The sequence below is a fragment of the Deltaproteobacteria bacterium genome, assembly GCA_016183175.1.
Classification (GTDB): Bacteria; UBA10199; UBA10199; order UBA10199; family SBBF01; genus JACPFC01.
Genome location: JACPFC010000016.1, coordinates 18890 through 44801, shown reverse-complemented (window position 1 = coordinate 44801; position 25912 = coordinate 18890). Strand labels below are relative to the sequence as shown.

At 55.1% G+C, this 25912-nt stretch carries 31 protein-coding genes; 7 read left to right on the top strand and 24 right to left on the bottom strand.

Annotated elements, in window-relative coordinates; genetic code table 11:
* Nucleotides 1-33: 33 nt before the first annotated feature.
* From HYU99_01940 to HYU99_01920, 5 genes are read left to right on the top strand one after another with little or no spacing between them, the layout of a single operon-like run.
* Complete coding sequence (locus HYU99_01940; protein ID MBI2339113.1) at nucleotides 34-729, top strand: YggS family pyridoxal phosphate-dependent enzyme; 696 nt, start codon at nucleotides 34-36, stop codon at nucleotides 727-729.
* Nucleotides 726-1532 (top strand): pyrroline-5-carboxylate reductase, encoded by an 807-nt coding sequence (locus HYU99_01935; GenBank protein ID MBI2339112.1) that lies wholly within the window; start codon nucleotides 726-728, stop codon nucleotides 1530-1532. Before HYU99_01940 ends, HYU99_01935 begins: the two co-directional genes overlap by 4 nt.
* Nucleotide 1533: 1 nt before the next feature.
* Nucleotides 1534-1857, top strand: coding sequence for a YggT family protein (locus HYU99_01930; GenBank protein ID MBI2339111.1), 324 nt, complete (start codon nucleotides 1534-1536; stop codon nucleotides 1855-1857).
* Between the two features lie 40 nt (nucleotides 1858-1897).
* Nucleotides 1898-2503 carry a hypothetical protein gene (locus HYU99_01925; protein MBI2339110.1) on the top strand — a complete coding sequence of 202 codons (606 nt, stop codon included), beginning with the start codon at nucleotides 1898-1900 and terminating at the stop codon, nucleotides 2501-2503.
* Nucleotides 2504-2517: 14 nt separating this feature from the next.
* Complete coding sequence (locus HYU99_01920) at nucleotides 2518-4563, top strand: serine/threonine protein kinase (GenBank protein MBI2339109.1); 2046 nt, start codon at nucleotides 2518-2520, stop codon at nucleotides 4561-4563.
* Nucleotides 4564-5805: 1242 nt separating this feature from the next.
* On the opposite strand, the gene HYU99_01915 is transcribed toward HYU99_01920, so the two are convergent.
* From HYU99_01915 to HYU99_01900, 4 genes are all read right to left on the bottom strand, one after another.
* Nucleotides 5806-6573 (bottom strand): tetratricopeptide repeat protein, encoded by a 768-nt coding sequence (locus tag HYU99_01915; GenBank protein ID MBI2339108.1) that lies wholly within the window; start codon nucleotides 6571-6573, stop codon nucleotides 5806-5808.
* An 87-nt stretch (nucleotides 6574-6660) separates the two neighbouring features.
* Entirely contained in the window at nucleotides 6661-7464 is an 804-nt protein-coding gene (locus HYU99_01910) for a hypothetical protein (protein ID MBI2339107.1), read from the bottom strand.
* Nucleotides 7465-7537: 73 nt separating this feature from the next.
* Nucleotides 7538-8125: a tetratricopeptide repeat protein gene (locus tag HYU99_01905; protein MBI2339106.1), complete on the bottom strand. Its 588-nt coding sequence runs from the start codon at nucleotides 8123-8125 to the stop codon at nucleotides 7538-7540.
* A gap of 86 nt (nucleotides 8126-8211) precedes the next feature.
* Complete coding sequence (locus tag HYU99_01900) at nucleotides 8212-9084, bottom strand: hypothetical protein (GenBank protein ID MBI2339105.1); 873 nt, start codon at nucleotides 9082-9084, stop codon at nucleotides 8212-8214.
* Nucleotides 9085-9450: 366 nt separating this feature from the next.
* Here HYU99_01900 and HYU99_01895 point away from each other — a divergent pair, with 366 nt between their 5' ends.
* On the top strand, nucleotides 9451-9663 hold the full coding sequence (locus tag HYU99_01895; GenBank protein ID MBI2339104.1) for a hypothetical protein: 213 nt from the start codon (nucleotides 9451-9453) through the stop codon (nucleotides 9661-9663).
* Nucleotides 9647-10054, top strand: a complete 408-nt coding sequence (locus tag HYU99_01890; protein MBI2339103.1) for a PIN domain-containing protein — start codon at nucleotides 9647-9649, stop codon at nucleotides 10052-10054. The genes HYU99_01895 and HYU99_01890 overlap by 17 nt, the downstream gene beginning before the upstream one ends.
* Nucleotides 10055-10080: 26 nt before the next feature.
* Here HYU99_01890 and HYU99_01885 read toward each other — a convergent pair whose 3' ends face one another.
* From HYU99_01885 to HYU99_01790, 20 genes are all read right to left on the bottom strand, one after another.
* Entirely contained in the window at nucleotides 10081-10896 is an 816-nt protein-coding gene (locus HYU99_01885) for a flagellar biosynthetic protein FliR (GenBank protein ID MBI2339102.1), read from the bottom strand.
* An 88-nt stretch (nucleotides 10897-10984) separates the two neighbouring features.
* Nucleotides 10985-11251, bottom strand: a complete 267-nt coding sequence (gene fliQ, locus HYU99_01880; protein MBI2339101.1) for a flagellar biosynthesis protein FliQ — start codon at nucleotides 11249-11251, stop codon at nucleotides 10985-10987.
* 111 nt (nucleotides 11252-11362) lie between these two features.
* Nucleotides 11363-12100, bottom strand: a complete 738-nt coding sequence (sctR, locus tag HYU99_01875) for a type III secretion system export apparatus subunit SctR (GenBank protein MBI2339100.1) — start codon at nucleotides 12098-12100, stop codon at nucleotides 11363-11365.
* Nucleotides 12101-12219: 119 nt separating this feature from the next.
* The gene (locus HYU99_01870) at nucleotides 12220-12507 is read right to left on the bottom strand and encodes a flagellar biosynthetic protein FliO (GenBank protein ID MBI2339099.1); all 288 of its coding nucleotides are present in this window, start codon (nucleotides 12505-12507) and stop codon (nucleotides 12220-12222) included.
* Between the two features lie 6 nt (nucleotides 12508-12513).
* Nucleotides 12514-13020: a FliM/FliN family flagellar motor switch protein gene (locus tag HYU99_01865; GenBank protein ID MBI2339098.1), complete on the bottom strand. Its 507-nt coding sequence runs from the start codon at nucleotides 13018-13020 to the stop codon at nucleotides 12514-12516.
* A gap of 9 nt (nucleotides 13021-13029) precedes the next feature.
* Complete coding sequence (locus HYU99_01860) at nucleotides 13030-13974, bottom strand: hypothetical protein (GenBank protein MBI2339097.1); 945 nt, start codon at nucleotides 13972-13974, stop codon at nucleotides 13030-13032.
* A gap of 7 nt (nucleotides 13975-13981) precedes the next feature.
* Nucleotides 13982-14920: a hypothetical protein gene (locus HYU99_01855; GenBank protein ID MBI2339096.1), complete on the bottom strand. Its 939-nt coding sequence runs from the start codon at nucleotides 14918-14920 to the stop codon at nucleotides 13982-13984.
* 7 nt (nucleotides 14921-14927) lie between these two features.
* A complete protein-coding gene (locus HYU99_01850) occupies nucleotides 14928-15431 on the bottom strand; it encodes a hypothetical protein (protein ID MBI2339095.1) in 504 nt (167 codons plus the stop codon).
* On the bottom strand, nucleotides 15431-16762 hold the full coding sequence (gene fliI / locus HYU99_01845; protein ID MBI2339094.1) for a flagellar protein export ATPase FliI: 1332 nt from the start codon (nucleotides 16760-16762) through the stop codon (nucleotides 15431-15433). The genes HYU99_01850 and fliI overlap by 1 nt, the downstream gene beginning before the upstream one ends.
* A gap of 66 nt (nucleotides 16763-16828) precedes the next feature.
* Nucleotides 16829-17527: a type III secretion system stator protein SctL gene (gene sctL / locus HYU99_01840; protein ID MBI2339093.1), complete on the bottom strand. Its 699-nt coding sequence runs from the start codon at nucleotides 17525-17527 to the stop codon at nucleotides 16829-16831.
* 5 nt (nucleotides 17528-17532) lie between these two features.
* Nucleotides 17533-18492 carry a hypothetical protein gene (locus tag HYU99_01835; protein ID MBI2339092.1) on the bottom strand — a complete coding sequence of 320 codons (960 nt, stop codon included), beginning with the start codon at nucleotides 18490-18492 and terminating at the stop codon, nucleotides 17533-17535.
* Between the two features lie 18 nt (nucleotides 18493-18510).
* Entirely contained in the window at nucleotides 18511-18984 is a 474-nt protein-coding gene (locus tag HYU99_01830; GenBank protein MBI2339091.1) for a hypothetical protein, read from the bottom strand.
* Between the two features lie 3 nt (nucleotides 18985-18987).
* Nucleotides 18988-19791 carry a sigma-70 family RNA polymerase sigma factor gene (locus HYU99_01825; protein ID MBI2339090.1) on the bottom strand — a complete coding sequence of 268 codons (804 nt, stop codon included), beginning with the start codon at nucleotides 19789-19791 and terminating at the stop codon, nucleotides 18988-18990.
* A gap of 166 nt (nucleotides 19792-19957) precedes the next feature.
* On the bottom strand, nucleotides 19958-20281 hold the full coding sequence (locus HYU99_01820) for a hypothetical protein (GenBank protein MBI2339089.1): 324 nt from the start codon (nucleotides 20279-20281) through the stop codon (nucleotides 19958-19960).
* A 54-nt stretch (nucleotides 20282-20335) separates the two neighbouring features.
* Nucleotides 20336-20749, bottom strand: coding sequence for a hypothetical protein (locus tag HYU99_01815; protein MBI2339088.1), 414 nt, complete (start codon nucleotides 20747-20749; stop codon nucleotides 20336-20338).
* 56 nt (nucleotides 20750-20805) lie between these two features.
* Entirely contained in the window at nucleotides 20806-21729 is a 924-nt protein-coding gene (locus tag HYU99_01810) for a hypothetical protein (protein ID MBI2339087.1), read from the bottom strand.
* Nucleotides 21726-22163 carry a tetratricopeptide repeat protein gene (locus tag HYU99_01805; GenBank protein MBI2339086.1) on the bottom strand — a complete coding sequence of 146 codons (438 nt, stop codon included), beginning with the start codon at nucleotides 22161-22163 and terminating at the stop codon, nucleotides 21726-21728. Before HYU99_01805 ends, HYU99_01810 begins: the two co-directional genes overlap by 4 nt.
* 121 nt (nucleotides 22164-22284) lie before the next feature.
* Entirely contained in the window at nucleotides 22285-22800 is a 516-nt protein-coding gene (locus tag HYU99_01800) for a hypothetical protein (protein MBI2339085.1), read from the bottom strand.
* Between the two features lie 136 nt (nucleotides 22801-22936).
* Nucleotides 22937-23236: a hypothetical protein gene (locus HYU99_01795; GenBank protein MBI2339084.1), complete on the bottom strand. Its 300-nt coding sequence runs from the start codon at nucleotides 23234-23236 to the stop codon at nucleotides 22937-22939.
* Nucleotides 23237-23435: 199 nt separating this feature from the next.
* Nucleotides 23436-25862: a hypothetical protein gene (locus HYU99_01790; GenBank protein MBI2339083.1), complete on the bottom strand. Its 2427-nt coding sequence runs from the start codon at nucleotides 25860-25862 to the stop codon at nucleotides 23436-23438.
* Nucleotides 25863-25912 lie beyond the last annotated feature (50 nt).

Here is a 25912-nt window from a genome sequence, read left to right as displayed (position 1 = left end):
CTGGTTTCGGCAAGGCAATTCTGATCTGAGTTCATGAGCGATATCCGGAAAAATATCACCGATGTGCTCAAACAGGCCGTTACGGCGGCAAAACGCTCCAGGCGGGACCCGAATAAAATTCGTTTGGTCGCCGTCTCCAAGGCCAAACCGGCGGAAATGATCGGTGAGGCACATCAGGCCGGGCAAAAAACCTTCGGCGAGAATTATGTCCAGGAATTTTTGGAAAAATACCGGGCGCTTCTCCCTTTGCAGATTCCATGGCACTTCGTGGGACACATCCAGCGGCGCAAGGTAAAAGAGATAGTCGGAAAGGCAATCCTCATTCATTCACTCGACTCGTTTCCGCTGGCGCATGAAATTGAAAAGCGGGCGGCGGAAAAAAATCTGGTCCAAAAATGTCTTTTGGAGATAAACATTGGGGGCGAGGAGTCCAAAACGGGCGTCGCCCCGGACGAGGCGGCGCCGCTTTTGAAAGACCTGTCTGGCCTCGATCATCTCCTGGTCACCGGACTGATGGCCCTCCCTCCCCTCTTTGACGATCCCGAAAAATCACGCCCCTTTTTTATCGAACTAAGGAAGCTCCGGGATGAAATCAACGCAAAAAAGGTCTATAAAAGCGAACTCACCGAACTCTCCATGGGAATGAGCCACGATTTTGAAGTTGCCATTGAGGAAGGGGCAACTTATATCCGTGTGGGAACGGCTATTTTTGGAGAACGAGAGAAATGAAATTGGCAATATTAGGCACCGGAAACATGGCGGAGGCGCTTATCGCGGGAGTGTTGGCCAAAAAACTCCTCCGTCCCGGCCGGATTATCGGCTTCGATGTCAACACCAAACGCCTTCAATTAATCCGACGAAAATACCGGATTCAAACCTCCTCGTCGGCTGTTGAGGCGATCCGCCGCGCCGATATGATCCTTCTCTCAGTCAAACCTCAGCAGATGAAGGAACTATTGGGCCAGATAAGACCCAAATTGTCGCGACGTCACCTGATCCTTTCGATTGCCGCCGGGCTGGATATCCGTTTTTTTGAAAAGGGCCTCGGGAGACAATGCAAAATAATCCGATCGATGCCCAACACGCCGGCGACAGTCGGCATGGGAGCCACCGCCTATTTCGCCAACCGGAATTGCCACGCGGCTGACCGCAAGATAACGCAAAAAATTTTCGGCGCCGCGGGGATTGCCTTCGAGGTCAAAAGCGAAAAGGCGCTCGACGCCGTCACCGGCCTCTCCGGAAGCGGCCCCGCCTTTGTTTGCCGATTTGCGGATGCCCTCATCCAGGGCGGCAAAAAAGCGGGGCTTTCGGAGGACCTTGCCCGCGCCTTGACGGTGCAGACATTGGCCGGCTCCGCCGCCCTTCTTAAACAGAGCGGCGAAAACCCGGCCTCTCTGATTCAAAAAGTCGCTTCAAAGGGAGGCACCACCGAGGCGGGATTAAAAGTGTTGAAGCGGAAAAAATTTGGAAGTATTGTGCAACAATGCGTTGTCGCGGCGACGCGACGCGCCCGAAAGCTACGAAATTTTTAATATGTCATTCCTCGGCCTCATCTTCATCGCCCTGTCCAAGGTGATAAGCCTCATCGTCGGCATCTACACCTTTCTTGTCGCCGGCGCCGTGATTGTTTCGTGGGTCCGCCCCGACCCCTATAACCCGATCGTCAATTTTCTCTATCAGGCCACCGAACCGGTCTTCTCGCGCGTCCGCCGCTTTCTCCCCTCCTTTCTCTATAAAACCGGCATCGACTGGACACCGATGGTGGTCATCATTGTTCTCATCTTTCTGGAAACAGTCATCTCCGGCGCATTAAGCGACATCGGTTTGAAGCTCCGCTATCGCAATGTCATCCCTTAATTACCTTGAATTTTTGTTACTCCCCTCATAGAATCGTGGCGTGGTAGTAGAACGTATCGATAAGACCGACCGATTCGAATACTGGAAAGTCCAGTCATTCACCGAAACCCAAAAGGATCGTCAGTCGGGGCACGACGCAAGCAAGGACGCCTTTCAGGCCTTTGGCGAAAAAACCGACTGGGAGCTCCTCTTCGACAAGAGCCGTCTTTGGAAGAGGGGGATTCAGGTCGCAAGGGATGAAATCGGCGCGATTGTTTTTCGCAAAATCAATCTGAAGACCGATCCCTCGCTTTTGCGCGTGGACGTGGAGCTCAAAGGGGGCGGGAACATCAGCCCCGCCTTCGTCTCCATTTCTCGGGCGACCGGCCTGAAAATAAAAAATCTTCAGCCGGGCGACCGGATTCCCGAAGAGCAGGTCTTGCACAACGATATTCTCTATATCACCGTTCCCGCCAATCCGGAACTTTTCCGCGAGGAAGAAAAAAAAATCGCCGGAGAATCGAAAAAAACATCCGTCCCGGCGGAAGAGGCAACCGTCAAAAAAAATGTGACGCCCGATCCTTTGCGCCCTGAAATGCTCCTTGTGTACGGGGTGGCGGTTCTGATGATCCTTCTTATTATCGGAGGTTACCTGCTGATTCGTTAGAGTTTCTCTACCAAATGTCTTCATTCGAACCAAAACCGTTTGGAAAATATTTTTTGACCGACAAGCTGGCCGTGGGCGGAATGGCCGAGATCTACAAGGCCAAAACCTTCGGCGTCGACGGCTTTGAAAAACAGCTGGCCATCAAGAAAATCCTCCCCCACTACTCCGCCGACAAGGAGTTCATCTCCATGTTGACCGACGAGGCCAAGCTGGCGGTCCGCCTTTCGCACACCAACATCGTCCAGATCTACGACTTGGGAAAAATGGGGGACGACTACTACATCTCGATGGAATACATCGACGGCTTCAACCTGCGCGAACTGATGAACCGCGGCAAGGAACTGAACGAAGAAATCCCCGTCCCGGTCTGCCTTTATATCGCCTCCGAAATATGCAAGGGGCTCGATTACGCCCACAGCCGGCGCGACGAGCACAACCAGCCGCTGGGCATCGTCCACCGCGACATCAGCCCGCAAAACATCCTTATTTCTTTCGAAGGAGAGACAAAAATCGTCGACTTCGGCATCGCCAAGGCGGCCCTCAACATTTCCCACACGACCGCCGGCATCCTGAAGGGCAAAGTCACCTACATGTCCTCGGAACAGGCGCTGGGGAAGCCTGTGGACGCGCGAACCGACATCTTTTCCGCCGGCATCATCCTCTACGAGATGCTCGCCGGAGAGCGGCTTTTTACGGGGGAAACGCAGATCGAGGTGCTTAAGGTCATTCAGACCACCCGCATCACCGAGGCGGCGCTTTCCGAAAAAATTTCCGCCGAAGCCGGCCCCATTGTCGCCAAGGCGCTGGCCTTCAACCCCGCGGAGCGGTATCAGACGGCGGGCGACTTTCAAATTGCGCTGACCCGGGCGCTCTACTCGCAGTATGTCGACTTCTCGCCCAAACAACTGGCCAACCTGATTAAAAAATGGTTCGCCCCCGAGTTGAAGGCAAAACGAAAAAAACTTGGGGAACCGGCACCGCCCGCAGGCGATACCCGGCCGGTCATGCCCGCCGGCATCAAAGAGGAAAGCATCGTCCACCGGGAAATGTCGGAAGGGGGCCGATCCGGCCTGGGGGGGCGACCCGCCCTGGGGGGGCGACCCGCCCTGGGGGGGCGACCCGCCCTGGGGGGCCCGGATGAGGAAATTCTGGCCCCAACGACCAAACCGGAAGACTGGGCCCGGCCGGCCGACCTGAAACATCCCGCGGGTGAACCGGTGATCACCACCAGGGAGCTGATCAAATCGATAAAAAGGAAAAAGCGGATTTGGCCGTATCTTCTGACGGCGCTGGCCGTTGCCGGAGGTCTTGTCTGGTATTTTTTCCCGCGGACGCCCGAACCTGAACCCGAACCCTCCCCTCCGCCGGTTGTCGGCGAAATCGAGGTGACTTCAGAACCTTCGGGGGCCCGCATTATTCTCGACGGCAAGGACACGGGCGAGGAGACCCCATTCACAATCGGCGACTTGGAGCTGGATCAAACCCACCAACTCCGCCTTGAAAAGGAGGGATTCAAACCGTGGGAAAAAGAGGCCGATTTTTCCGGCGAGACTTATCTGTCGGTCTCGGCAACACTGGAAGCGGTCTTGAAGAAACCGGGCGAGGTTGTCTCAACTCCTGTGGAGGCCCCTGCTATCGAGGCAATAAAGCCGGCTCCCATCGACCTCATCGTCAAACCGGAAATCAAAACGGAACCTCGAACGGAACCTCCCGTTCCAACAACAACAAAGACAACAACAACAACAAAGACAACACCAACATCAAAAAAAACACCCACACCAACACCGGCCCTGCCGGCAACACCGACGCTCTCCCCTTCCGGCCGCGAGACGGGCGACACCTTTGGGCCGCTGGCCAGCATCCGGATCGATTCAAGCCCCCGCGGCGCCTCGGTGGTGGTGGATGGACAAAAATCGGGGGTGACCCCCATTGTGGTCCGGAACTTGAGAAAGGATCAGACACATACCATTCTCGTCTCCATGCCGGGGTATAAAAGCTGGACAAAAAGCGTCCAAACAAGCAAGAATTATACGGAGATCATGGCGCCGCTACAAAGATAAACAGGAGGAGTATGGAAGAAAAATTTAAAGACTTTGAGACGAAAACAGAACTGCTTCCCGCCTCGGAGACGCGCGATCTCATTTCGCTCCGCCGATGCCAGCTCGTCGTTATCGAAGGCCCAAGTCTCCACATCAAGTTCGACCTCGGCCGGAAAAAAATCATCCGTGTCGGCAAAAAAAACGAAAACGACATCGTCGTTAACGACAAGACCGTTTCCCGGAATCACATGGAAATCGAGGCCACCTCCGACAGCTATCTTCTGCGCGATCTGAACTCCACCAACGGCACCTTCATCAACGACATGAAGGTGAAGGAGGCCTTTCTCTCCCCCGGCGACATCATCACGGTGGGCAACACCAAAATCAAATTCCAGACATTCGACGAAAAGGTGGAAATCGAACCGTCAAAAAACAATTTCTTCGGCGAGATGGCGGGAAAGAGCCGCAAGATGCGCCAGATTTTCGGGGTGCTGGAAAAAATCTCTCCCAGCCTCGCCACCGTGATCATCGAGGGGGAAACGGGAACGGGGAAGGAACTTGTGGCGCGGGCCATCCACGACAATTCCCTCCGGAAAGACAAGCCGTTTGTCGTGTTCGATTGTTCGGCCATCGCCCCCAATCTCATCGAATCGGAACTCTTCGGCCATGTGAAAGGGTCGTTTACCGGCGCCATCAAGGACCGCAAGGGGGCGTTTGAAGAGGCGGGCGGCGGGACTATCTTTCTGGACGAGATCGGCGAGTTGACGCTCGACCTCCAGCCCAAGCTTCTTCGCGCCCTCGAACAGCGCGAGATCAAGCGGGTCGGCTCCACCCAACCCATCAAGCTGGATGTCCGGGTCATCTGCGCCACCAACCGCAATCTGCGCAAGGAGGTGGACGAATCGCGCTTTCGCGAGGATCTTTACTATCGTCTTTCCGTGGTGAAGATTCAACTGCCTCCGCTTAGGGAACGCCCTGATGACATTCCCCTTCTGGTTGAAAAAATCCTCGCCTCGGCCCGTTACAACAAAAAACCGGACGGCTCCTTTTACGCCGGCCGGGTGGAGGATGACGCGCTCAAGATGCTGGCCCGCTACCAGTGGCCCGGCAACGTCCGCGAACTGAACAACATTCTGGAGCGCGCCGTCTCGTTTTCGGAAAACGGCGTGATCAGCGGCCGGCATCTTCACTCTGTCCTGACCGAGGCGGAAACCGGCGAGGAGACGACCGTGAGAACCTCGGCGATCGACACCGGACTGCCGTTTAAGGAGGCCAAGCAGAAAATCGTCGAATCGTTTGAAAAAGATTATCTCGAAGACCTCTTGAGGCGGAACAATTCCAATGTCTCCAAGGCGGCCCGCGAGGCGAAAATCGACCGGAAACACTTGAGAAATCTTCTCCCGGCTTCACCAATCTCAACGGACTGATGGCCTTCCGCTTTGGCGGCAGTTTTCCCTGGGCCTCCAGCGATTTCAGTTCCTTGTCCCGCGCCAGCGAACGTTTGATGGCCACAACCAGGGAGCGGGCCCGGTTGGAAAAACGGTCTTTTCCCGATTTATCCAGAAGGATCGCCTCGCGGAAATCCTCGGCCGCCCTCCGGTAATTCTTGCGGCGCAGATAGACCTCGCCGCGATTGACCAAGGCATTGATGTTTCCGGGAGAGAGCTTCAGCGCCTCCGAAAACTGATAGGCGGCATCCACATGCCTTTTCAGCCTCTGATAGGCCCCTCCCAGCGCCAGGTGATGGAAATAATTCCGGTGATCGACGAAGGTCAGGACCTCAAAAATCCGGCGCGCCTCGTCATAACGGCCGTGGCGCAATTTCACATGGCCCATCTCGGCCACCTGTTTTACCTTTTTGGGATCGAGCCGGGTCAGCGCCGCAAAGCTTATTTTGCGCGAGGCAAAGGCGTGGAGAAGTTCGGTGATGTATTTCTTCCGCCGGGGGTCCGGGGAAAGGAGCTTGTCTTTGCCCCGTTCGGTCTTGGCGGAGACGCGGAGGGAATCGATGGTTTTTTCTTCTTCGGGCATGGAGAAATTCCCCCTAACCCCCCTTTTGCAAAGGGGGGAAAGAAAACCCCCCTCTTTGAAAAAGAGGGGCTGGGGGAGATTTAAACTTTACGCATTTTGCGCCAGATTCCGGGCAATCGCCATCTGCCCATCCTGTTGGGTCTTCAGCAACTGCGAGAACATCTCAATCAGATTCCCCCAGGCATCTTCGAGATTCTGGATCAGCCCCACATAGAGTTCACGGTACATCGAAATCCCCTCCACCTGTGCCGAGAATTCCTCGGCGGTGATCTCGCCGGATTCGAGGGCCTCCTGAAGGTCGGCCAACTGCTGATCCAGCTCGGCCAACCCTCCCATCAGATAATTCTCGGTCGATTTGATCCCCTCTTCCGTCTCGATCAGATAATCCCACATGCCGGACAGCCCCAGTTCCTCGGCCAGATCGCGCGCCTGCTCGTCGACATAGTCGGTGGAACCGCCGGATTCGCCGGCATCGGCCAATTTTTCCTCGATCAGGGCGGTCACCGTATCGGCAGAGGTTTCTGAATCGCCGTCGGTCAAGGCGGAAAAGGCCATCAAGTCGGGGTTGTCGGCCACCAGATTGGCCATAAATTCATTGATCTCATCCCCCGCCGCCGCATAGAGCGAATCGAAATCGACCTCGCCGACCTCGGCATAAACGCTCTGGACCGTTTCGGGGTAGAGGATCTCCATCAACTGGAGATAGGCCAACTGCCAGTAGGCCTGAAAGGCGGGATCGCTCAAGAGCTCTGGGTCAATGGCATCCCCGTCGAGGGCCGAGGTGTAAATGGCGGGATCTATCCCGTTGGCCTCGCAATATTCCTCGACATACGATTTCAGATCGTCGATCTGCGCGCTTTGGTCGGTTGTATATGTAACTGTTTCGCCCATAACCTTAAAAAATCCCAATGTGCCTGAGTGCCCGGGTGCCCGCGTGCCCGTGTTTACGCGGGCACCCGGGCACTCAGGCACTGTCTTCCTCCAGCCCCTCCCCCCGCCCCTCGTCTTTTAATTTCTTCAGCAGGACCCGCGCCCGTTTCCCCCACGAGTTTTTTTCGTCCGGATCGAGCCGGACGGCCGCCTCAAAATCTTTCCGCGCCTGAATCGTGTTTTGGAGGTGCAGATGGCACTCCCCGCGGTTGGTGAGAGAGGTTACCTCGCTTTCGTTGAGCGAAAGGGCCACATTGTATTCCTCAATCGCCTGTTCGTAGAGCTTCTGCTTCTGATAGACCGCTCCCAGAACGGCGCGGTAATACCAGTTGGCATGGTCGATGACGGAAAGTCCCTTGAAGAGCGATTCGGCCAGTTTGAAATCGCCGATTTTGAACTTGAGGTAGGCCATCCGGGCCAGTTCCTTGAGGAGCGTCTTGGGATATCCCCTGATCTCGGCCCAGGTCATCTCCCCCGCCACGAATTTTTCGAACTTCCGCATGTCCTCCTCTTTTTTTTCGCGGGGAATTTTGGCCAAGTAGGCCTCGACCCGTTTTTTTAATTCGGGGTTGCGGTCGAAAATGCGGGGAATCTTGGGAGGGGGTTCCTTTTTTTCGGGCATAACGCCTCTCACCCAAATAAAAACGGGCAATTTGAGAATATCATTTCCGTTTTCATGTGACAACAACATGATGAACCCCGCCGCTTTTATCCAATATTCCGAATAATCGACTGCGTGGTCCTGCTGGTCTGTTCGGAGAGGTTGGAGGCCAGCTCGACCATCTCGTCTAACACATCCTGTGCGTTCTGGATGAACTCGCTCATGGTCGAAATGACGGTGCTGACCACGTTCAACTGCTGGGAAAGGGCCTGCGAGTCATATTGCGCGCTTAAATCTTCGGGATCGAGGCCCTGGATGTCATCGAGGATATCTTCCATCTCCTCGCTCCCATCTTCCATCACCTCGACAGCGGCTTCTTGAAGTTCCTGCATCTGCGGCCCCAGACCGTAGGCGGTGTACATAAGAAGGGCCAGGCCGGGGTTTCCCAGGGAGATAAAAAGGCTCATGACCTCGGAGAGGTCCTGACTGGAAAAAAGATTGTAAACATCGTCGGCCGCCTCGTCGGTGTTCTCAATCTCATACTCGCTCAAGAAATCCTCGACATCATCGATGACGCTTGCTTTGAGAGCGCTTTCAGCAACAACGGCGGTCGCGGCGCTTGTCGCTTCTGTCGAACCGGACGAAGTGCGGTGGGACAGAAAATCGGTAATTGCCGGCTCAAGGCTGGTATACAGATCTCCCAGTTGTTCGAGATTGGAAACCACCTCTTCCTCCCAAAGCCAGAGATAGTCATCCGGGCCGGAAATATAAGCCTCCGGAGACATCATCACCGGCGTCAGCTGGCCGGTGCCGGAAACGTAGGCGGTAATCAGGTCTTCGATGGTGCCGGCGCTGGTATCCCCCGCCTCAATCGCCGTGGCAATGGCATCATAATCAATGGCGCCTTCATCGGTGGTATAAAAGGCGTATATCGCGCTGACCTCTTCGTTGGTGGTATAAGTGGTGATATCGGTGGCCATTTTTATCCTCTCCCTTTAAGTACAAATGTTACCCTACCCCTGTCTATTAAGCAATCACCATGCCAAGTAACCTCATTGTCACAATAAATTAATATGAATTATTTCAAATAGATAGGACTATTATAGGGCTTGGGTGGAAGGCATTGAGGTATTGCAACCCCTTATTCTCATTAGGCTAAATGGGACTAAAGACCCCAATTTGGGTAAATGCCATTTTTTGTTCACAAAAACCACGCAACAAATCCGCTTTAACGCCGGCGTGGCCTATCTGCTCTATGGCGGCGGAATGTGAGTCAAGTTTTTCGCCAGACAAATATTGACTTTTGTCGGACAAAAAGATACTCTGCCTGATAGAGGGCATTTGTTATGCATACCCATCCTGAAGAAGAAGTCAAAGTGTCGGCCCGAATGCCGCGGAGTCTCTTAAACCGCCTGACACGGCTGAATCACCGAAAAAAAACATCCGAGGTGCTTCGGGATTTGATTGAAAAAGAGGTGTTGCGCCAAAAGGTTCTCAAGGCCCACATGAAACTCTACGGCCGGTTTAAACCCGAGTATTTTGATGAAAGCCTTCTTTGACACCGGCGTTTACGTCAACGCCTTCTTCAAAAAAACCCTTCCGCGCGACGAGTTTGAAAAGTTTTTTGCCCTTTACGATGTCTTCTTGTGCCCCATCGTCAGGCATGAGCTTTTGCTGGGCACCGTCCACCAAAAAACCCGAAGAGAATTGGAGCGTTTTTTTGGCCAATGCCCGCTCCTGAACGCCCCCTCGGAAAAAACCTGGGATCAGGCAACCGACATCATGAAACGGCTTGGATGGAGGGAAAACCGCCAACAAAACGATGTCCTTATCGCCCTCACCGCCCATGAAGAGTCAGCCACCTTAATCACCTGTGACGGCCATTTTTCAATGATCAACAAACACCTTGATTTCGACTTGGTGCTACTTGAAGAAAAACCGCGCTCCTGATTGCCCCCGAAGGGGCCCCTTTGGGGCTACCGCCCAAAGATTGCCGAGAGTTGGTAGACCGACTTTACCATCCCTTCCATGATCTTTTCCATCTGGGTCACCAAAATGAGCACGGAGACATAGAGCATCACCGGCGCGATGTAGCCTTTCACCGCGAAGCCGAGTTCAAAGACATTGATCTGCGGGGCCATCTTGTTGGCGATCCCCAAAACCAGATCGACCAGCAAAACGGCGATAATCACCGGCGCGGCCAACTGCATGGCGATGATCAGCACATCGCCGGAGAGTCGGACAATCAGTTCAAGAAAGGGGGAAAAACCGGGGGCGAGGGCGGGAAAGTCAAGAAGGGGAACCGTTTCGAAGCTCGAAAAAACCGCCTTCAGAAACAAGCGGTGGCCGCCGATGGCCAGAAAAAAAGCCACAGCGAGCCAGAAATTGTAAAGGCCGAAAATCGAGACCTGCCCCAGTTGAGGCAGGAAAATTTCGGCGTTGCCCCCTCCTCTCTGATGATCCACCACCCTCCCCGCCGCCTCGAGGGCGTAGAAAACCATGGTGGTCACCAGCCCCAGCGAAAAGCCGAAAAAAATCTCCTTGAAAAAAAGGGCGATGATCAGCCCCTTGTTTTCGGGGAGCTGGTCGATCAGCGGCGGCACCAGGAGCGGATAAAGAAACAGGGTCAGGGTAAGACTTAAGACAATTCGGGCACGCCCCGGAATGGCGCGCCCTCCCAAAAAGGGGGTCAGCTGGAACATCACGAACAGGCGGGTGAAAATAAGGCCGGCGATGATCAGCGCTGAATAGAGGTCAATGCGGATTCCGAGCTGTTCGGCGAATTGCGTCATAAGGGGTCAAAGGTCAAATCCCCCCTTCCCCCCCTTTGTCAAAGGGGGGAGTGGGGGGATTTTTTAACTTTTGACTTCCGACTTTTGACTATCGAATAAAGTCCGGAAAAGTCTCAAGCAACGTCTTCGTAAAGGTCACCAGCTCCGCCATCCCCAGCGGGCCGAAGAGGGCCAGCACAATCACCACCCCGACCATCTTGGGGACAAAGGTCAGCGTCTGCTCCTGAATCTGGGTGGTGGCCTGAATGAGGCTGACAAAAAGGCCGACGACCATCGCGGTCAAAACCGGCGGCGCGGCAAGGATGAGAACCAGAAAGAGGGCCTGTTTGCCCACGGCTATGGCGTAGGATTCCATAATACTTGGGGCCCTTTCGGCCCGTTTGTGGCTACTCGCATCATGGATTTCGGGCCTCAAATGGCCCCAAACCCCGCGCAAATCACCGGCAAAGCCGGATGATTTGCTTCATTAAACATACCCCAAAATCAGCCCCTTCGTGATCAAATACCACCCATCCACCAGAACAAACAAAAGCAGTTTGAACGGCAGAGACACCGTCACCGGCGAGACCATGAACATCCCCATCGCCAAAAGGATATTGGACACCACCATGTCGATCACCAGAAACGGAAGAAAGAGAATAAAGCCGATCTGAAAGGCCTCGGACAACTCCGTGATGATAAAGGCGGGGATGATGACAATAAAATCCTTTTCCTCCATTTTTACATCCTCCCGCTTGCCGCGCAACTGCTTGGCCATGCCGAAGAAAAGATTCCGGTCTTTGGGGGAAGAATGTTTCATCAAAAAAGCCCGCAGAGGTTCTTTGCCGACATCCATCGCCTTCTTCAATACATCGACCGAGGCGGTGGAAAGAAGGGGCTGGTTGGTATCGGCGCCGCGGATGACCCCTTCGGCAGAGCGATAAACATCGGTGCCGACGGGAATCATGATGTAGACGGTAAGGATGAGCGCCAGACCGGTGACAATTTGATTGGGAGGGATCTGCTGGGTTCCCAGGGCCGAACGGACCAGCCCCAGCACCACCGAAATCTTCACAAACGAGCTGGTCATCATCAACAGAAACGGCGCCAGCGAGAGGATCACCAGCACCATCATGAGGACAATCGGCTTGGCCACCGGCTGGGCCTCTACCGCGGGAGATATTTGCGCCAGCAAAGGCATGGAAATGATGTTCAACGTGACCATTGAATCAAAAATTCCAAATGACAAATTTCAAAGTTCAAAGGAATGTCAAAAACACAAACAACAAATTTGACATTGTTTTTTGCATTTTCCTTTGACATTTGAACTTTGACATTTGACATTTACTTTGTTTCCTTCAAATCACTCTCCTCCAAATCCATCAACTTGTTCACGCTATGATCCGAAGTTCCAATCAAGGCCTGTTTGTTTCCAACCCGGACAATATAAAGCCCTTTCCGCGGCTCCAGACCGAACCGTTCGAGAATCTTGATGCGCGAGCCGCCGGAACGGACCGTTCCGTAAAAACGGGGGAGGACGTAGCGAAGAAGCAAAAAGGCAAGCCCGATGACCACCGCCATGGCCGCGATGGTTTTGACAAAAAGCCAGCCGAAAGAGATGCCTGTATCCATTCCAATTTACCCCACCAGTTGTTTGATCTGGATCCCCAGTTTGCCGTCCACCAGCACCAGTTCGCCCCTGGCCATCAATTTTCCGTTGGCCACCAGATCGATCGCCTCCTGCGGCAGTTTTTTAAGCTCGAGGATCTCCCCCTGTTTCAAGGCGACAACATCCTTGAGTGTCATGGTCCGCTTCCCCAAAACCGCCACCACCTGCACCGGCATTTCATCGCTTAAATGGGCCGCCCCTTTTTGAAATTGCTCGGTGGATTGCACCGGAGCCGGTGATACTGCCGGATGTGCCGGAGGGGGAGCTGGAGGAGAGGTGCGCGGCCTGGGAGGCATGGGAGAAACCGCCTTGCCGGCAGAAGGCATCGGGGCCGACGGGACTTGCGCCTTTGGAGCGGCCGTTTGAGAAGGCCTTGGGGGAACCGGTCTGGTTGATACAGCCGGCGCCTCCTTGGGCTCTAACCCCAGCTCCTTGAGCAATTCGTCATCCAGTGAACTGTCTATTTTTTCAGCCACCTTGTTCCTTTAATTCATGATCACCCGTTCGAGTTTTACCTTGAGCGCGTCGGCGGATTGGGTTTTATCCCCTTCCACGACCCGCGCCTCGATCCACCCGCCATTCCCATCGCCCGCCTTGAGCCGGAGAGAACCACCGATCCGGTTTTCCTCGAGCGACGAATACGATTCGTCAAACAGGACAATGTCACCACGGTCGATCTGCTTCAATTCCGCTACCGTCAGGGTCACCTTGCCCACCTCCCCCCAAAGAACGGTGCGGAAATGATCGAAAACCGAAAACCGATCCCCCTCAAAATTCGGAACTTCCGTGAGCAGGCGATCCATGAAAGGGGACGGATTCGCGGCCATCGACAGGAGAACCGGATGGGGGAGGGCAAGACGGATGTATCCTTCCACCCCCGTAAGCCCGGCCCGAAACGTCAAAAGGACCATCGGCCGATTTTCCTCGCTTAAGGCCTTCAGCGCCTGCGTCTGGACGGCAATCTTGTCGAACCGGAATTTGAAAGGGGCCTGCTTCATGAGGTCGGCCAGCTCTTTTAAAATTTTGACGCAAAAAAACTGGAGGACTCCTTCTTCAAGCCTTGTCGGCGAACGGCTCAAACGGGGCACCGCCCCTTCTCCTCCAAGTATTTTGTCGATGAGGGCGAAAGAAAAATCCGAATCGAGTTCGATCATAACTTTTTCCGGAAGGGGAGTCAAGGAAACCGCCAGACAGACAAACCGGTCCGCGAGGCCGGCGATAAACTTTCCGTAGTCGGCCTCGAAGACCGATTCGAAACGGAGATGAAAACCCTCCCCCAGATAGCGCTTGAGGACGTGGACGAGCCTTTCCACAAAGGGAGGGGCCAGGCCGGGCGCCGGGAAATATCGTGCGATCCACGAAAAAATCTCCGCCTCTTTCGCGGAGCACTTTTTTAGTTTATCGAATGGAAACTGTTGAACAGTAGGCATGATTTTTTTACGCGATATCAACCCTCAAAATGGAAATTTTTTTCTCCTTGAGCCGCGCGTAAATCCGGGGCCGGTTGACAAGAAAAGTCTTTCGCACATCGGCGTTGGGGCAGATAAACGTAATCACCACCCCGCCGGCGGTGTTGGTTGCCTTGAGTTTCAGCCCGGAAAAATAATCGTCGGAGAGATGGATTTCCATCTCCTCTTCCTTGCGCTCGTTCAAACCGACAAAAACCGCCTCCACCATTTCGTCGAGATTCTTTTGGGTGAACGGGCGAGGTTGCGCCCCGCGCCCGCCGGTAGCGCCGGCGCCGCCGATCCCCGAAACCCCAAACGAGACGGCCGAGGCCTTCGCCCCGGCGACGGAAGCCCCCTTGAAAGGGACCGGCTCTTTTCCCGAAAAACCCCGATCCGATTTGCCGCTCCCTCCACCGCCGGAAAAGGAGCCTCTGCCGCCTCCGGCTTCGCCACCGGCGGATTGACCATATCCACTTCCTCCACCCCCGGCGGACCCGCCGCCACCTCCCTTTCCCGAATCGGCGCCGCCCCCCTGTTGGCGCGATTCCTTGGCTGACACGCGCGAATGACCCTCGTCCGATACCGATTTAAAACGGGACGACTCCCCTTTTTCCTCCTTTAATCTGTCCTTTTTCGAATCATCCTTCTTGTCCGCCTCGCGCCGCGACTCCCCCTGCGATTCATCCTTGCCGCGAAACACGGCAAGCACCTGATGAAAAAGCTCCTCCCCCTTTTGCGCCTCTCCCTGCTTACTGCTGTCTTTCGAGGCGGAGTCCTTTTGCCGGGCCTCCCTGGCCTTTAACTGGCTCTGCTGGATCCGGGCCTGAAAACTGGAGGCCTCGCGCCGGCGGTCGATCCGGTCGCTGTCCTTTTTCTTTTCGGACCGCTGGATGTCTTCACGGGCCGTATCAATGGGATCGATTGGCATAAAATATCTACACCGCCCTCATTCTATTCATCTGATACACCGTATTTGCCAGCTCATTCATCTGTTTATTCTCCAGCGCCGAGAGGATATGCCGCTCCTTTTTTTGCCACAGCTCCTTGTGTTTCTCCATGATGTTCAACTCCTGTGCGGCGTCCACGTAGTCGCGCCGCGCCCGTTTCAACTTCTCTTCCGCAACCGCGACCGCCTCTTTTTGCTCCTCGATCTCCCGGTCAATCGCCTTTTCGTCCTCCTCCAGCTTCATGATGTAATTGAGATGAAACTGGCTCTCCTTGATCCGCGACTGGCCGCCGGCCACCTTGTCGCGCATGTCGCTTCGGGCCTTTTCGCGTTTTTTCCGGATCTCCTCCTTTTTGTCTTTGAGCCTCTTTAGTTTTTCCTTTTCCTCTTCAAGGGCCTTTATCGCCCGGGCCAGCGCCAGTTGAGCCGCCCGCTTGGCCCGCTCCTTCATCTTCAGCAAAACTTCCAGTCGATACTTCGGTCTCTTCGCCATTATTCAAACAACCCTTTCAGCCCCTCCACCGCCTCTTCAAATGAAACCGCCTCCTGCATCCCCTGCTTTAAAAAATGATTCACCTCGTCGATCTTTTCGATGGCGTAGTCGACCGCCGGATTCGAACCGGCCTCGTAGGCGCCGATCAGGATCAGATCCCGCTCCTTCTCATAGTTGGCTACCACCTCCTTGAGCCGGCCTGCCGCCTCCATATGTTCCGGCTCGACAATGTTGACCATCACGCGGGAAATGGATTCCGAAACATTGATGGCCGGGTAATGCCCCCGGTTGGCCAGGTCGCGGGAGAGAATCACATGTCCGTCAAGAATGGATCGAACCTCGTCGGCCACCGGCTCGTTCATGTCATCCCCTTCCACCAGCACGGTGTAGAAGGCGGTGATTGAGCCTTTGTCGGAATTTCCCGACCGCTCCAGAAGGCGCGGGAGGGTGGAAAAGACCGACGGCGTAAAGCCTTGCCGCGCCGGAGGTTCGCCGACCGCCAGGCCGATCTCGCGGAGCGCCCGGGCAAAGCGGGTGATGGAATCCATCATCAGCAAAACCCTTTTTCCCCGATCGCGAAAATATTCGGCGATCGCGGTGGCCACATAGGCCGCTTTGGCCCGGACCAGCGAGGGCTTGTCGGAGGTGGAGCAGACAATCACCGACCGCTTCAGCCCCTCCTCCCCCAGATCCTGTTCGAGAAAATCGCGCACCTCGCGCCCCCGCTCCCCCACCAGGCAGATGACATTGATCTCCGCCTCGGTGTTGCGGGCGATCATCCCCATCAGCACCGACTTGCCGACGCCGGCGGCCGCGAAAAGACCGAGCCTCTGCCCCTCCCCCGCCGTGAGCATGGCGTCGATCGCCTTGACGCCGACGGAAATCGGACGGGTGACCCGTCTGCGCGCCAGCGGATCTGGGGGGCTTGTGTGCACCGGATAGAATTCTTTGCAGTTCAAAGGCCCTTTTTGCGCCGAATCCATCGGATCGCCGAGGCCGTCGAGGACGCGCCCCAAAAGTTCGGGGCCCACCGGCACCCGCAGACAGTCGCGCGTGGGAACCACGTCGTTTCCCGGCCCGATCCCCTCCAACTCGCCCAGCGGCATCAGCAGAACACTGTTGTCCTTGAAACCAACCACCTCGGCCTTGATCGGTTCGCGCCGGTAAAACGATTCGATGAGGCAAAGTTCGCCGACACGGACATTCGGCACCACCGCCTTCACCACCAGGCCGGTCAGCTCGTTGACCTTCCCCTTGACCTTGTAGGGATTCAGGTTGGCCACCGCCCGGCGGTATTTTTCGAAATCGATGATTTGTGCTGTTTGAACCATAAAAGTGCCCGAGTACCCGAGTGCCTGTGTGCCCGTGTTTACGCGGGCACCCGGGCCCCCGGGCACCTAGGCACCATCTTCAATTCCTAATGCCTTCCGGATCGCCTCCAACTGCGTCTCCAGCTGGGCATCGATCGTCCCGATTTCGGTCTCGATGAGGCACCCCTTGGGGGCCACCTTTTCATCCGCCCGAATTTGAACGGTCCGCGACGTATCCAGGGCCTGCAGTAACTGCGGATGGTGGGCCCGCACCGTTTCCAGATCCCGGCCGTTCACGAGAATGACGATATTTTTTCCGACCGCGGCCTGCAGGGCCTGACGAATCAGATCGACAATCGTTTTTTCATGTTCGCCCAATTCGCGCCCGATGATTTTTTCCGAAATATCGTAGACCAGCCGGATCACCTGCCTCTCGATCCCTTCGAACATCTTTTCTTTGGCGTGTGTCGCTTCGAGAAGCAGTTCGGAGACCTGGGCGAGCCCTTCTTCCCTCCCCTCTTCAAATCCCTCTTTTTTTGCCTTTTCCATCTCCCCGTTGATCCGCTTCAAAAGGGCTTCGGCCTCCCGCCTGATCCTCTGCGCCTCGCCCCTGGCTTCGTCGATGATTTTTTGGGCCTCGGAGACAGCCGCGTAAACATCCCGGGAGATCACGCGGCGCTCACCGGCAGAGGAAAAACCGACGGCGGCACCCTCGTCCCGCGCAACCTGATCTTCCAAGCCCAGCTTTCCTTCAAAATCCTTTCGTTTGACTATTTTGGAAGGCATAAAAATCAATATACCATATTTCGCGCAATCTGGACGATCTCCTTTTGATACGGAAAAACCGTTTTTTCCGAATTGAGCGGGAGATTCTTGTCCACGTGGCGCTTGAGCAAAAGACCGAGCGGCCGGGTCATCTTTTGCTGAATCACAAGGCCGGCCTCGAGATGCGCCGGCAGAAGGGCCTTTGAATAGACAAAAAACCCGGACTCCATGAAAAGGCCTTCGGGGTTTGCGCCCCGCCCCTCCCCTTCCAAGTCGAGTCCCAACAGGTGGCCCTGGGCCTTTTTAAGGCGATCGTCTGAGACCACCTCCCTCTTTTCCAGCCGCAGTTTCAGGAGGGCCGCGTCCCGTTGAGACAGGCGGGAAAGGATCATCTCGACCGTTTTGGGGTTGAGCGTCCCGAAGGCCAGGGCGACCTCACGCAGGCCGACCTCGCGGAAAAGCGACAACAGTTTTTCGGCGGAAAGAAAATGAAGGGTCTCGAACGAAAAATGCTTCAAGCCCCCCGTGGAGGAGGGCATGGGGGCAAAGGAGGCCTCAAAGTTCCGGCGCAAAACCGCCGCCAGTTCGGGATTGAGGGCAAAGGTCTCCGAAAAGGAAGGGAGGTCTTTCACAACATTCTGCGGCAGGCGATCGAGCAGATATTGCACATGCTGGCCCGGCAGATGGCGCAGAATGGCGGCGATTGTCCGGGGGGTTTCGGGAAGGAGGGCTTCCAGAATCCAGTCGGGGTGGATTTCGGGGAGAAAATTCAACTGCGCCGTCGCCATCAGGCGCCGGAGTTCATCGACAATCGCCCTGTTTTTTTCGGCCCCCGTCCGTTCGAGAAGCTGATTGAGAACCGTGGAGACGCTCTCCTGCTCGTGCGGGGGCAAAAAGGGGATATACTCCTTGACTCTCGCGCGATCGGCCATAAGGGCGATCAGCACAAAGGCCCTCTGGCGGTCGTTCAAATAGGTTTGAACCATGAAAGACTTTTATTCAGGTTACCCGACCTGTGTTTGGACAATGGTCTGAATACCACGGGCGACCGAATCGGTGAAGCGGGAAAACGCCTCCGCCATCAGCGTGGTGTTGGCGATGCCCGCCTGCATGGCCAGCAATTGCTGGGGGGAAAGTTTCAGGCCCGGCGTTGTCAGCGTTTCGAGGGCCGAATCGAGGCTCAAGAGATCCTTGTTCATCTCCTTGAAGGTCTGAAAAAACTGGTCGGTCCCCTCGGCATTGGTTGTCCCCATCTCCGGACCCGCCGTTGTCACCTTGATATTCTCGGCGGAGACCGCCGTCATTTCATTCGGGGCGCTCCCGGCATAGGTTTCGCGCATCTTCTCGATGAGTTTGTCGGTCATCGTCTGGTCGAGGGTCTGCTTGAACGAGGTCTCCGGGGCTCCCACTTTTCCCTGGGAAGCGCCTTTGATCTTCTCGGTCGCCACGCGGTTTAATTTGCCGATGATCGGATCCATGATTTATTCCTCCTTCAATTCCGCCGACTCGCGGGAGGGGACCTCTCTCCCCGCAGGCCCGTCGAACGACTGATCCTTCGCGTTGATCTGGGTTAATTTTTTAAACAGCAATTCCAGCGACCGGGCATGGAGGCGCGACGTCCACGACTTGGAAAGGCTCATTTTTTCGCCGATCTCTTCCAGCGTCTTGTTCTGGAAATAATACATTTTAACCAGCTTGCGCTCCTTGTCGGGAAGGGTCTCAATGGCGTCGCGCATCTTTTCCTTGATCTTCTGGAACTCCGCCTTGTGCTCGATGTCCCGCTTGGCCGCCTTGTCCTCCACCTCGAATTCCTCCATGCTGTCCAGCGACATGACGTACATGGAGGCAAGGCTGTTGACCGTTTCGTAGATGGTGTCGATTTCGGACCGGACGCGGTCGGCGCGGTCGATGATTTTTTCGGTGGCCGACATCATGTATTCGGCGGCCGCCTGATCGAACTTGATTTTGGCGTAGAGGGAGCGGGGCATCCAGCCGGTCTTTCGCAGACCGTCGTAGATCGCCCCCTTGATGCGGTAGAAGGCGAAGGTTTTGAAATCGACGTTGAAGCGGGCGTCAAACCGGCGCGCCGCCTCAAGCAGGCCCAGGCGGGCGTTGCAGAGGATGTCGTCGTAGTCGACATCGCCGGAGAGCGAACGGGCCACCCGGTTGGCGATGGCGGTGGCATAAGGGAGATACTGCTCGATGATCCGGTCGCGTTCGGGCAAGGCGTTCCCTTCATCTTTTTTCAACATCGGTTCTTCTTTTTGCTGAAGACTCACTTCCATTAGAAATAGAACACTCCCCTCGCTTAAATTATCTGCATTTTCTATGCCAAAAGCCCCTTAATATTGAACATCCTGAAATCATTGGCCTTATTAACTCAAGCCCTCCTTCTCCTTGAGGTGATTAACCCCCAAACCGTCCGAAAAATGGACGCCGTCCATCGGACGGTTACACCCTTCCCTTCAACACTGGAGTGATAACCTCCGACACATTTTTGACTACCCGCTCCCGAAGACGGTCGGGGAGATTGTGCCATGGATGACCAGCCAAGGCGATCCGCACCACCTCATCGGGGCTCGCGCCTCCCTGCACCAGCGCCCTTAAGCGCTCCTTGATCTGCTCCTCCGAAGGCCCCGCCTTTTGCCCCGTTTTTTCGTTTTTTTCGTTTTTTTCGTTGAGTATTTTTTCGAACTTTCCGGAGACGCCTACTGCCGCCTGTTTGGCAGGTGTGACTCCACCCCCTCCTGCCCCTGGACCTTTTACGATCGGCACAATCCCTCCTCTCTTTTCATCATAGGAGATTGACCCATCCATGACAACTTGAATTTAGAAATTATAAACAGCCTCTTTTTGCGACGCGTCGCGTTGAATGACCACATCCTCGATGGCCGGGCTCATTTCGGTGGGGGCGATAAATTCGGTGGCCTGATCCCCCACAGTGGTCACGGTGGCCTCAAAGAGCCCCGGCATGGTGATATTTTGGGGAACCGGCTGGTTGGCCATGTAGATTTGATCTTTTACCTGGGCCTTGTAGAGCTGATCGTTGGCAAACCGGTTGAGGCCATAGGCCGCCGCCCCGCCGATTAAGCCCAGAGGCCCAAAAAAGGGGGCCACCGCCGCCGCCATCGGCAATACGTATGACCCCACCTTGGCCAAGCCGCGCCCCAGTTTTTGCCAGAAGGTCTGTTTGGGGGCCTCCGGCCCTATCCATCTGCCGGCGGTGGAATAATCGATCCGCAAATTCGCCGGTGTTACATTTTGAGTTGCGAAAAAAGTGAAATATTTTTGTCGAGGGGTTATACCCCCCTCGGTCTTCGGCCCACTCCCCCTCTGGCGGAGGCTGTCTGACTCACCACATCATCCATGTCGGCCTTTTCGGACAGGGCCGGATTTTCCCCCACTGGCGCCAAGGCGGTGGAAACCTGACGGAGACGGGCCTGACGAATCAAAATGTAGATCAGGGCGGCCGACAAAAGGGCAAAGACAAACAAAAAGAGGGTGGCCAGGAGCTTGACTTTTCCGGCCGAAACCATCCCTTCCATCGCCATCGGTTCCTCGTCCAATCCCTCCCCATCTTCTCCCATTGCACCCTCCATCTCGACAGGCAATGTCTCTGTAAACCCTTCCGCAAGACTAATGATCACCGAGACATCGCGCTCGTCCATCCCGGAGACCGCATTGGCCACAAAACGCTGAATTTTGGCGTCGGTCAGCCGCGCCTCCCCTTCGCCAAGTTTGGATACTTCAACCGTCACCGAGGCGGTCGGCCGGGGGGGCGGGGCATTTTCGTCGGGAAAATCCTCTTTTTCGGGAATGTTCAAAACAACATCGGCATTCACCACCCCCGGAATCGATACCAGCGAGTTGATGATTTCCCCTTTAAGCGCCAAAAGTTCGCGGCATTTTTCCGTCTTGGGGGTGGGAATAAGGCCGGCCTCCTTGCAGATCCCTTTGAGGCCGAGCTCCTTTTCACGCGGCAGATGGTTTGCCACCAGCAACTCCCGCGCCCGGTCTTCGTCACGGCCTGCAACGCTGATGCTCCAGGTCATCTCCTGCTGTTTTTCCACCACCGTCCGTTTGGTCCCGATGCCGTTTTTGTGAAGAAGGACCATGATCTCGTTGGCGTCTTTCTGGTCGAGCCCCGAAAGGAGCGGCACCTGCGTGGAACAGCCGATGCAGACGGCGAGGAAAAAAAACAGGATGATACGATTTAATTTCATGCGCCTTTCCCCGATGCTTTTTTGGGCGACTCTTTTTTGAGTTTGACCGGATCGTACCCCATGTTGACGAGCTCGGTCAGCGACCGGGCAAAATCGCCCGCCTTTCCCTTCGGCTCGATTTCCGCGGCATTTTTCAGCTCTTTGAGCGCCTCGTCTTTTTTTCCGTAAAAAAGAAGGGCCTCCCCCAGATGGGCATGGGCAAAGGCGCTGTCGGGCCTTAATTCAAGGGCATCCTTTAAAACCCTTATGGCCGGAAGAAATTTTTTTTGGGCGAACAGGACATTGCCCAACCCCACCCGCGGCACCTCATGTTTGGGGGCCAAAACGGATACCCCTTCAAAGACCTGCCGCGCCTCGGCGTATTTCCCCATGGCGAGATAGAGATACCCCGCCTCAAGCAGAAGCACCATGTCGTCGCGTGGAACGTCGATCATTTGCACCTCCTGTTACGGGTTGCGAGTTACGAGTGATGAGTTGTCGTGAAAAAGGGTATGGGTGATCTGCATTCCGCAGTCACCCATCACCCATTACTCATTACTCATCACCCATCACCGATTACGCGCTCTTCACGTTCCGAATAATCGTGGCCAGCATGCTGTCGCGCGTGCTCATCATGTTGGAGGCGGTGGTATAGAGCCGGTTCTGCTGGCTCATGTCGTCCTGAACCATCAGCATGGCGATGCTGGAGGCCTGGCTGGACGCCAACTGCTCCTGCGCCATCGAGAGCATATCATCTGATGTGTACGACCCGGTGGTGGTTGCCGAGAGCGACCCGCCGTACGAAGTGCTCAAGCCCGACAGCGAACTTCCATAGACTCCGGACGCCCCGGAGTAAAGCCCGGATGTCCCGTACGATGCCCCGGAGGCCGCGGTGGTGGCCGCCGCCACGATTTCGGCGCTCTCGGTGGAACCGTAGCCGGCAGTGGCCGCTGTGGCAACCGGCCCCGTGAGGCTCGAAAGGTAGCTGGCAAAACCGAGGGGATCGCTACCGGTAGCCGCCGTCGTGGCCGTGGCGGTTTTAACGCCGCTGATGTCAACCGGGTTGGATTCGATTGTGTTTACGTTGGTCATAATAAAACCTCCTCTTTTGACTTTTAACGGGGCCTCTCTTATGAGGCCTGCCTGAAGGGATCATCATGTCCTTCGGGACGGTGTCCCCTCTCAACCCTGTTATCGTCCGCCACCCCCTCCGGAGTTGCTTTTTTTCTTATTTATTTTTGCCTCCCCCCATCTCGACCTGCTTTTTCTTAATGATATCATACTTCACCTTGAGCAGGTCTCTCAACAAATCAATGGTCAAATCATAGGCTTTTAGCGCGGCCCGGATCCCCTTTTGTTTGGAAAGGCCCCCTCCTTTTCCCTTCAGCATCTTTTCCAGTTTATCATAACAGGCCGAGACTGTCTGGTTCACTTTCGAAAAATCCTCGGTCTCGATGAGCCTTTCGATGGTGGGATAGCCCAGAGGAACTTTTCCCGCAGAAACCGTGGAGACAGCCTTTTCTTTCATAAATCTCCTTTTTTGCTACGAGTTGATTAATCGCTTCATCGTTTTTGTCGGGTCCGCTCCCACCTCGCTTTATCCTCCCTGTTCGGTCGGCGCTCGGCGGGAACCCTCCCTCTTTTAGAAATTGTTGAAATTATTGAGTAAAATACACGAAACGGGGGAATTCGTCAAACGATGAAATTATCGGGCCAAGGCCCGCCATTTAGCAGAAGGGAACCGGAACAGGCGCAATAAAAGGCGCGGCGGTTGGAACGGCAACGGGAGTAAAAACCATCGCGGCGGCGGGGAGCAAAGCGGGGAGAACGGTCAGCGGGGATGCGGCAACATAATTAAGAGAAAGAGCGGCCGGCATAACTTGGGTGTAAATGCCAACGCCTGTTTCCAAGCTCGATGACGCGTTGTCACGATGCAGTCCTTTAGAAAGAGTCCAATCAGCGGCTTCCAACCCCTGCGACAACGAGAGGGCGAGGGGCAAGATAAAGATGGGGTTGGGGTCTTTTCTGGCCGGCGCCGGCGTTTCGGCCCGCCAAGTGTCGGCCAGCCATTGCACCGCGACATGTTCGTCAACCCATTTCCCTGTCGTTCCCGCATGATGTTCCGGATGAGTTTGCATTAGAGTTGCCAAAAATCTTGCCTCCTCGTACATGGCTGTTTTTCTTGCTATCACCTCCAAGGCATGTCTCTGTTCCGAGGGTTGGCCATTGGCAAAGACATAAGAAAGACCCCGGTAGGCCCTAAGGCGGTTGATATCATCGGCGCCTGCCGCCAAAAAGGCCCCCCTCAATATATCAAGCTTGGTGTTCGGGAAGCGATTTTTCGTATCGATTTCCACAAGATTTAAAATGACATCGCCCAAAAGGACCACCGCTTCTTCGTCCTTTCGCCCAAAAATTTCCTCTGCCGCCTTTAACAGGTCATGGGTGAAGCCCTCGGCCTTTTTCCTGTCCCTGATTAAAGAGATCAAACGCCTCATGGCCCGGGACACCGCCTCACTGAAACCTGTTATGGGGGTCCGAAGGGCATCGAGGATCGGCCCCGGCTTATCCCTTCCGCGCATCTGTTTTTTTACTTGGGTTGCCAGCTCGCGCAAAAGCGGCGTGCCGTCGCCGATTTTGGCGTAGGTGATGTACGCACGCAACGAATTGTCTGATTGTTCTGTGTCTTTTCCCGAAAGGGCTTGATCAGTCGTGATTTTCAAATCCAGACCGAGAGCGGCGGCCTTCGCCGCCGATAAAAAAGGATCATCGCCCGAGTGGTGGGTAATCACAAGACGTCCCGACGGTTTTAAGGCATCGGCCAGTTGAATGAGAAAGGCCTTTGCCAGAGAGACGCCTTCCTGCTTTAAGATCAGATAATAGAGAACGTTCATGCAGGAGATCAGATCGAATTTCTTATCCGGCACCGGTTCGGTTAAAAATTGAAGGGCATGGGGCAAAACACGTTTGACCACATTCTTGGGGATTTCAAATTTGGCGCCAGATCTGGGCAGTTTTCCTTGATCAATGCCGAATTGTGCGAGGTAAGCCGGATAATCTTCTTTGGGCAACCCAGAAAATCTTTCCGGTGTTGCCCGGCGGGGTCTGTTGTTTGACTCCGACAGATATTCTAAAATACGCGGGTTTCCATCAAACACCGTAATTTGGGCGTTCGGAAAATGAGCGGCCCATTCATAGGGCTCGTGGACCTCAATCGTTCCGTCATCGATATCGCGATGTCCGGCCCCAAAGACGGCAATTTCCCGCACCTCGGGCCCGGTAAGCGTTGTGATGAATTGGTAATGACGCGCGAAATAGGAATAGGCAAACAGGTCATTGATAATTATTCCTTTCGCCTCGATTCGTGCCCTCTTCATCCGTTGCGGATCGGCATACCAGCGCAAAAAAAGTTCGCCGAAATGGGCGGGCGACGACTTATCGGATAATGGAGGGAGAGGATCTTTGGCGTAACCGGTCACGGTGAGGGTTGTCTTGGAGGAAGACGATAAATTGATGTCGAGATCGCCCTGATGAGAATAGAGTTCGCCAAGATAGGCAAAATGCCAGACAAGCCCTTTGTTCCACAGAGAGGCCTCTCGCGCCAGATATCCGCTTAATATCTTGTGGACCTCTTTTGCGTATGTAGAATCGTCGAGCGTCAGCCAGACATGAAATGAATCAGGCTCGTCCAGTTTGATGTGAATATCCCCGATGTGGCGCTCTCCAAGAAACAGATCATGAACACGTTCGGTCGTATTCCAAAGCGCGGGTGCCGGCCCCTCATCACGCAGAATCAGATTATTTTCGCCTGCTTTTCCCAGCGTGATTTGCTGATCCTGCTGATCCATCCACAAGAACGGAATATGGCCGGCTTCAAGAATTGAATGGAGAGTCGGGCTGGCCGGCATATCCGCCCGGAAAACACCGCCGGCGCCGACGTCGGGAAGAGTACGGGCAATGGGAGGGAGAGGGGCGGCGCGTGCGGCGCGGATTTGTTCAGCGAGTTCGCTTTCGGGGTACGCCTCGTTATATCGGTCGAGGTCGTCAACCGTCGGTTGCCAACCTTCGGGCATGGATTGGCCGGCCGGATCTTCCCGGTGCAAATACCTCCACACAAGCCAACGCTCGGCGTCACTGAAGCGGTCAATCGGCATAAAGAGAAATGAGACTTATCCCCTTTATCGTCCAAGGGCAAAAAAAGTTG

What these genes read in the sequence shown, in the direction of transcription:
- HYU99_01910 (MBI2339107.1), bottom strand. Translation starts at nt 7,464, where the DNA reads ATGGGCGAAACAGTTACATATACAACCGACCAAAGCGCGCAGATCGAC.
- HYU99_01935 (MBI2339112.1), top strand. Translation starts at nt 726, where the DNA reads ATGAAATTGGCAATATTAGGCACCGGAAACATGGCGGAGGCGCTTATC.
- sctR (MBI2339100.1), bottom strand. Translation starts at nt 12,100, where the DNA reads ATGGTCACGTTGAACATCATTTCCATGCCTTTGCTGGCGCAAATATCT.
- HYU99_01835 (MBI2339092.1), bottom strand. Translation starts at nt 18,492, where the DNA reads ATGGTTCAAACCTATTTGAACGACCGCCAGAGGGCCTTTGTGCTGATC.
- fliI (MBI2339094.1), bottom strand. Translation starts at nt 16,762, where the DNA reads ATGGTTCAAACAGCACAAATCATCGATTTCGAAAAATACCGCCGGGCG.
- HYU99_01810 (MBI2339087.1), bottom strand. Translation starts at nt 21,729, where the DNA reads ATGAAATTAAATCGTATCATCCTGTTTTTTTTCCTCGCCGTCTGCATC.
- HYU99_01850 (MBI2339095.1), bottom strand. Translation starts at nt 15,431, where the DNA reads ATGGCGAAGAGACCGAAGTATCGACTGGAAGTTTTGCTGAAGATGAAG.
- HYU99_01895 (MBI2339104.1), top strand. Translation starts at nt 9,451, where the DNA reads ATGCATACCCATCCTGAAGAAGAAGTCAAAGTGTCGGCCCGAATGCCG.
- HYU99_01795 (MBI2339084.1), bottom strand. Translation starts at nt 23,236, where the DNA reads ATGAAAGAAAAGGCTGTCTCCACGGTTTCTGCGGGAAAAGTTCCTCTG.
- HYU99_01905 (MBI2339106.1), bottom strand. Translation starts at nt 8,125, where the DNA reads ATGCCCGAAAAAAAGGAACCCCCTCCCAAGATTCCCCGCATTTTCGAC.
- HYU99_01940 (MBI2339113.1), top strand. Translation starts at nt 34, where the DNA reads ATGAGCGATATCCGGAAAAATATCACCGATGTGCTCAAACAGGCCGTT.
- HYU99_01915 (MBI2339108.1), bottom strand. Translation starts at nt 6,573, where the DNA reads ATGCCCGAAGAAGAAAAAACCATCGATTCCCTCCGCGTCTCCGCCAAG.
- HYU99_01790 (MBI2339083.1), bottom strand. Translation starts at nt 25,862, where the DNA reads ATGCCGATTGACCGCTTCAGTGACGCCGAGCGTTGGCTTGTGTGGAGG.
- HYU99_01855 (MBI2339096.1), bottom strand. Translation starts at nt 14,920, where the DNA reads ATGCCAATCGATCCCATTGATACGGCCCGTGAAGACATCCAGCGGTCC.
- HYU99_01800 (MBI2339085.1), bottom strand. Translation starts at nt 22,800, where the DNA reads ATGACCAACGTAAACACAATCGAATCCAACCCGGTTGACATCAGCGGC.
- HYU99_01900 (MBI2339105.1), bottom strand. Translation starts at nt 9,084, where the DNA reads ATGGCCACCGATATCACCACTTATACCACCAACGAAGAGGTCAGCGCG.
- HYU99_01870 (MBI2339099.1), bottom strand. Translation starts at nt 12,507, where the DNA reads ATGGATACAGGCATCTCTTTCGGCTGGCTTTTTGTCAAAACCATCGCG.
- HYU99_01890 (MBI2339103.1), top strand. Translation starts at nt 9,647, where the DNA reads ATGAAAGCCTTCTTTGACACCGGCGTTTACGTCAACGCCTTCTTCAAA.
- sctL (MBI2339093.1), bottom strand. Translation starts at nt 17,527, where the DNA reads ATGCCTTCCAAAATAGTCAAACGAAAGGATTTTGAAGGAAAGCTGGGC.
- HYU99_01930 (MBI2339111.1), top strand. Translation starts at nt 1,534, where the DNA reads ATGTCATTCCTCGGCCTCATCTTCATCGCCCTGTCCAAGGTGATAAGC.
- HYU99_01920 (MBI2339109.1), top strand. Translation starts at nt 2,518, where the DNA reads ATGTCTTCATTCGAACCAAAACCGTTTGGAAAATATTTTTTGACCGAC.
- HYU99_01830 (MBI2339091.1), bottom strand. Translation starts at nt 18,984, where the DNA reads ATGGATCCGATCATCGGCAAATTAAACCGCGTGGCGACCGAGAAGATC.
- fliQ (MBI2339101.1), bottom strand. Translation starts at nt 11,251, where the DNA reads ATGGAATCCTACGCCATAGCCGTGGGCAAACAGGCCCTCTTTCTGGTT.
- HYU99_01805 (MBI2339086.1), bottom strand. Translation starts at nt 22,163, where the DNA reads ATGATCGACGTTCCACGCGACGACATGGTGCTTCTGCTTGAGGCGGGG.
- HYU99_01885 (MBI2339102.1), bottom strand. Translation starts at nt 10,896, where the DNA reads ATGACGCAATTCGCCGAACAGCTCGGAATCCGCATTGACCTCTATTCA.
- HYU99_01825 (MBI2339090.1), bottom strand. Translation starts at nt 19,791, where the DNA reads ATGGAAGTGAGTCTTCAGCAAAAAGAAGAACCGATGTTGAAAAAAGAT.
- HYU99_01860 (MBI2339097.1), bottom strand. Translation starts at nt 13,974, where the DNA reads ATGCCTACTGTTCAACAGTTTCCATTCGATAAACTAAAAAAGTGCTCC.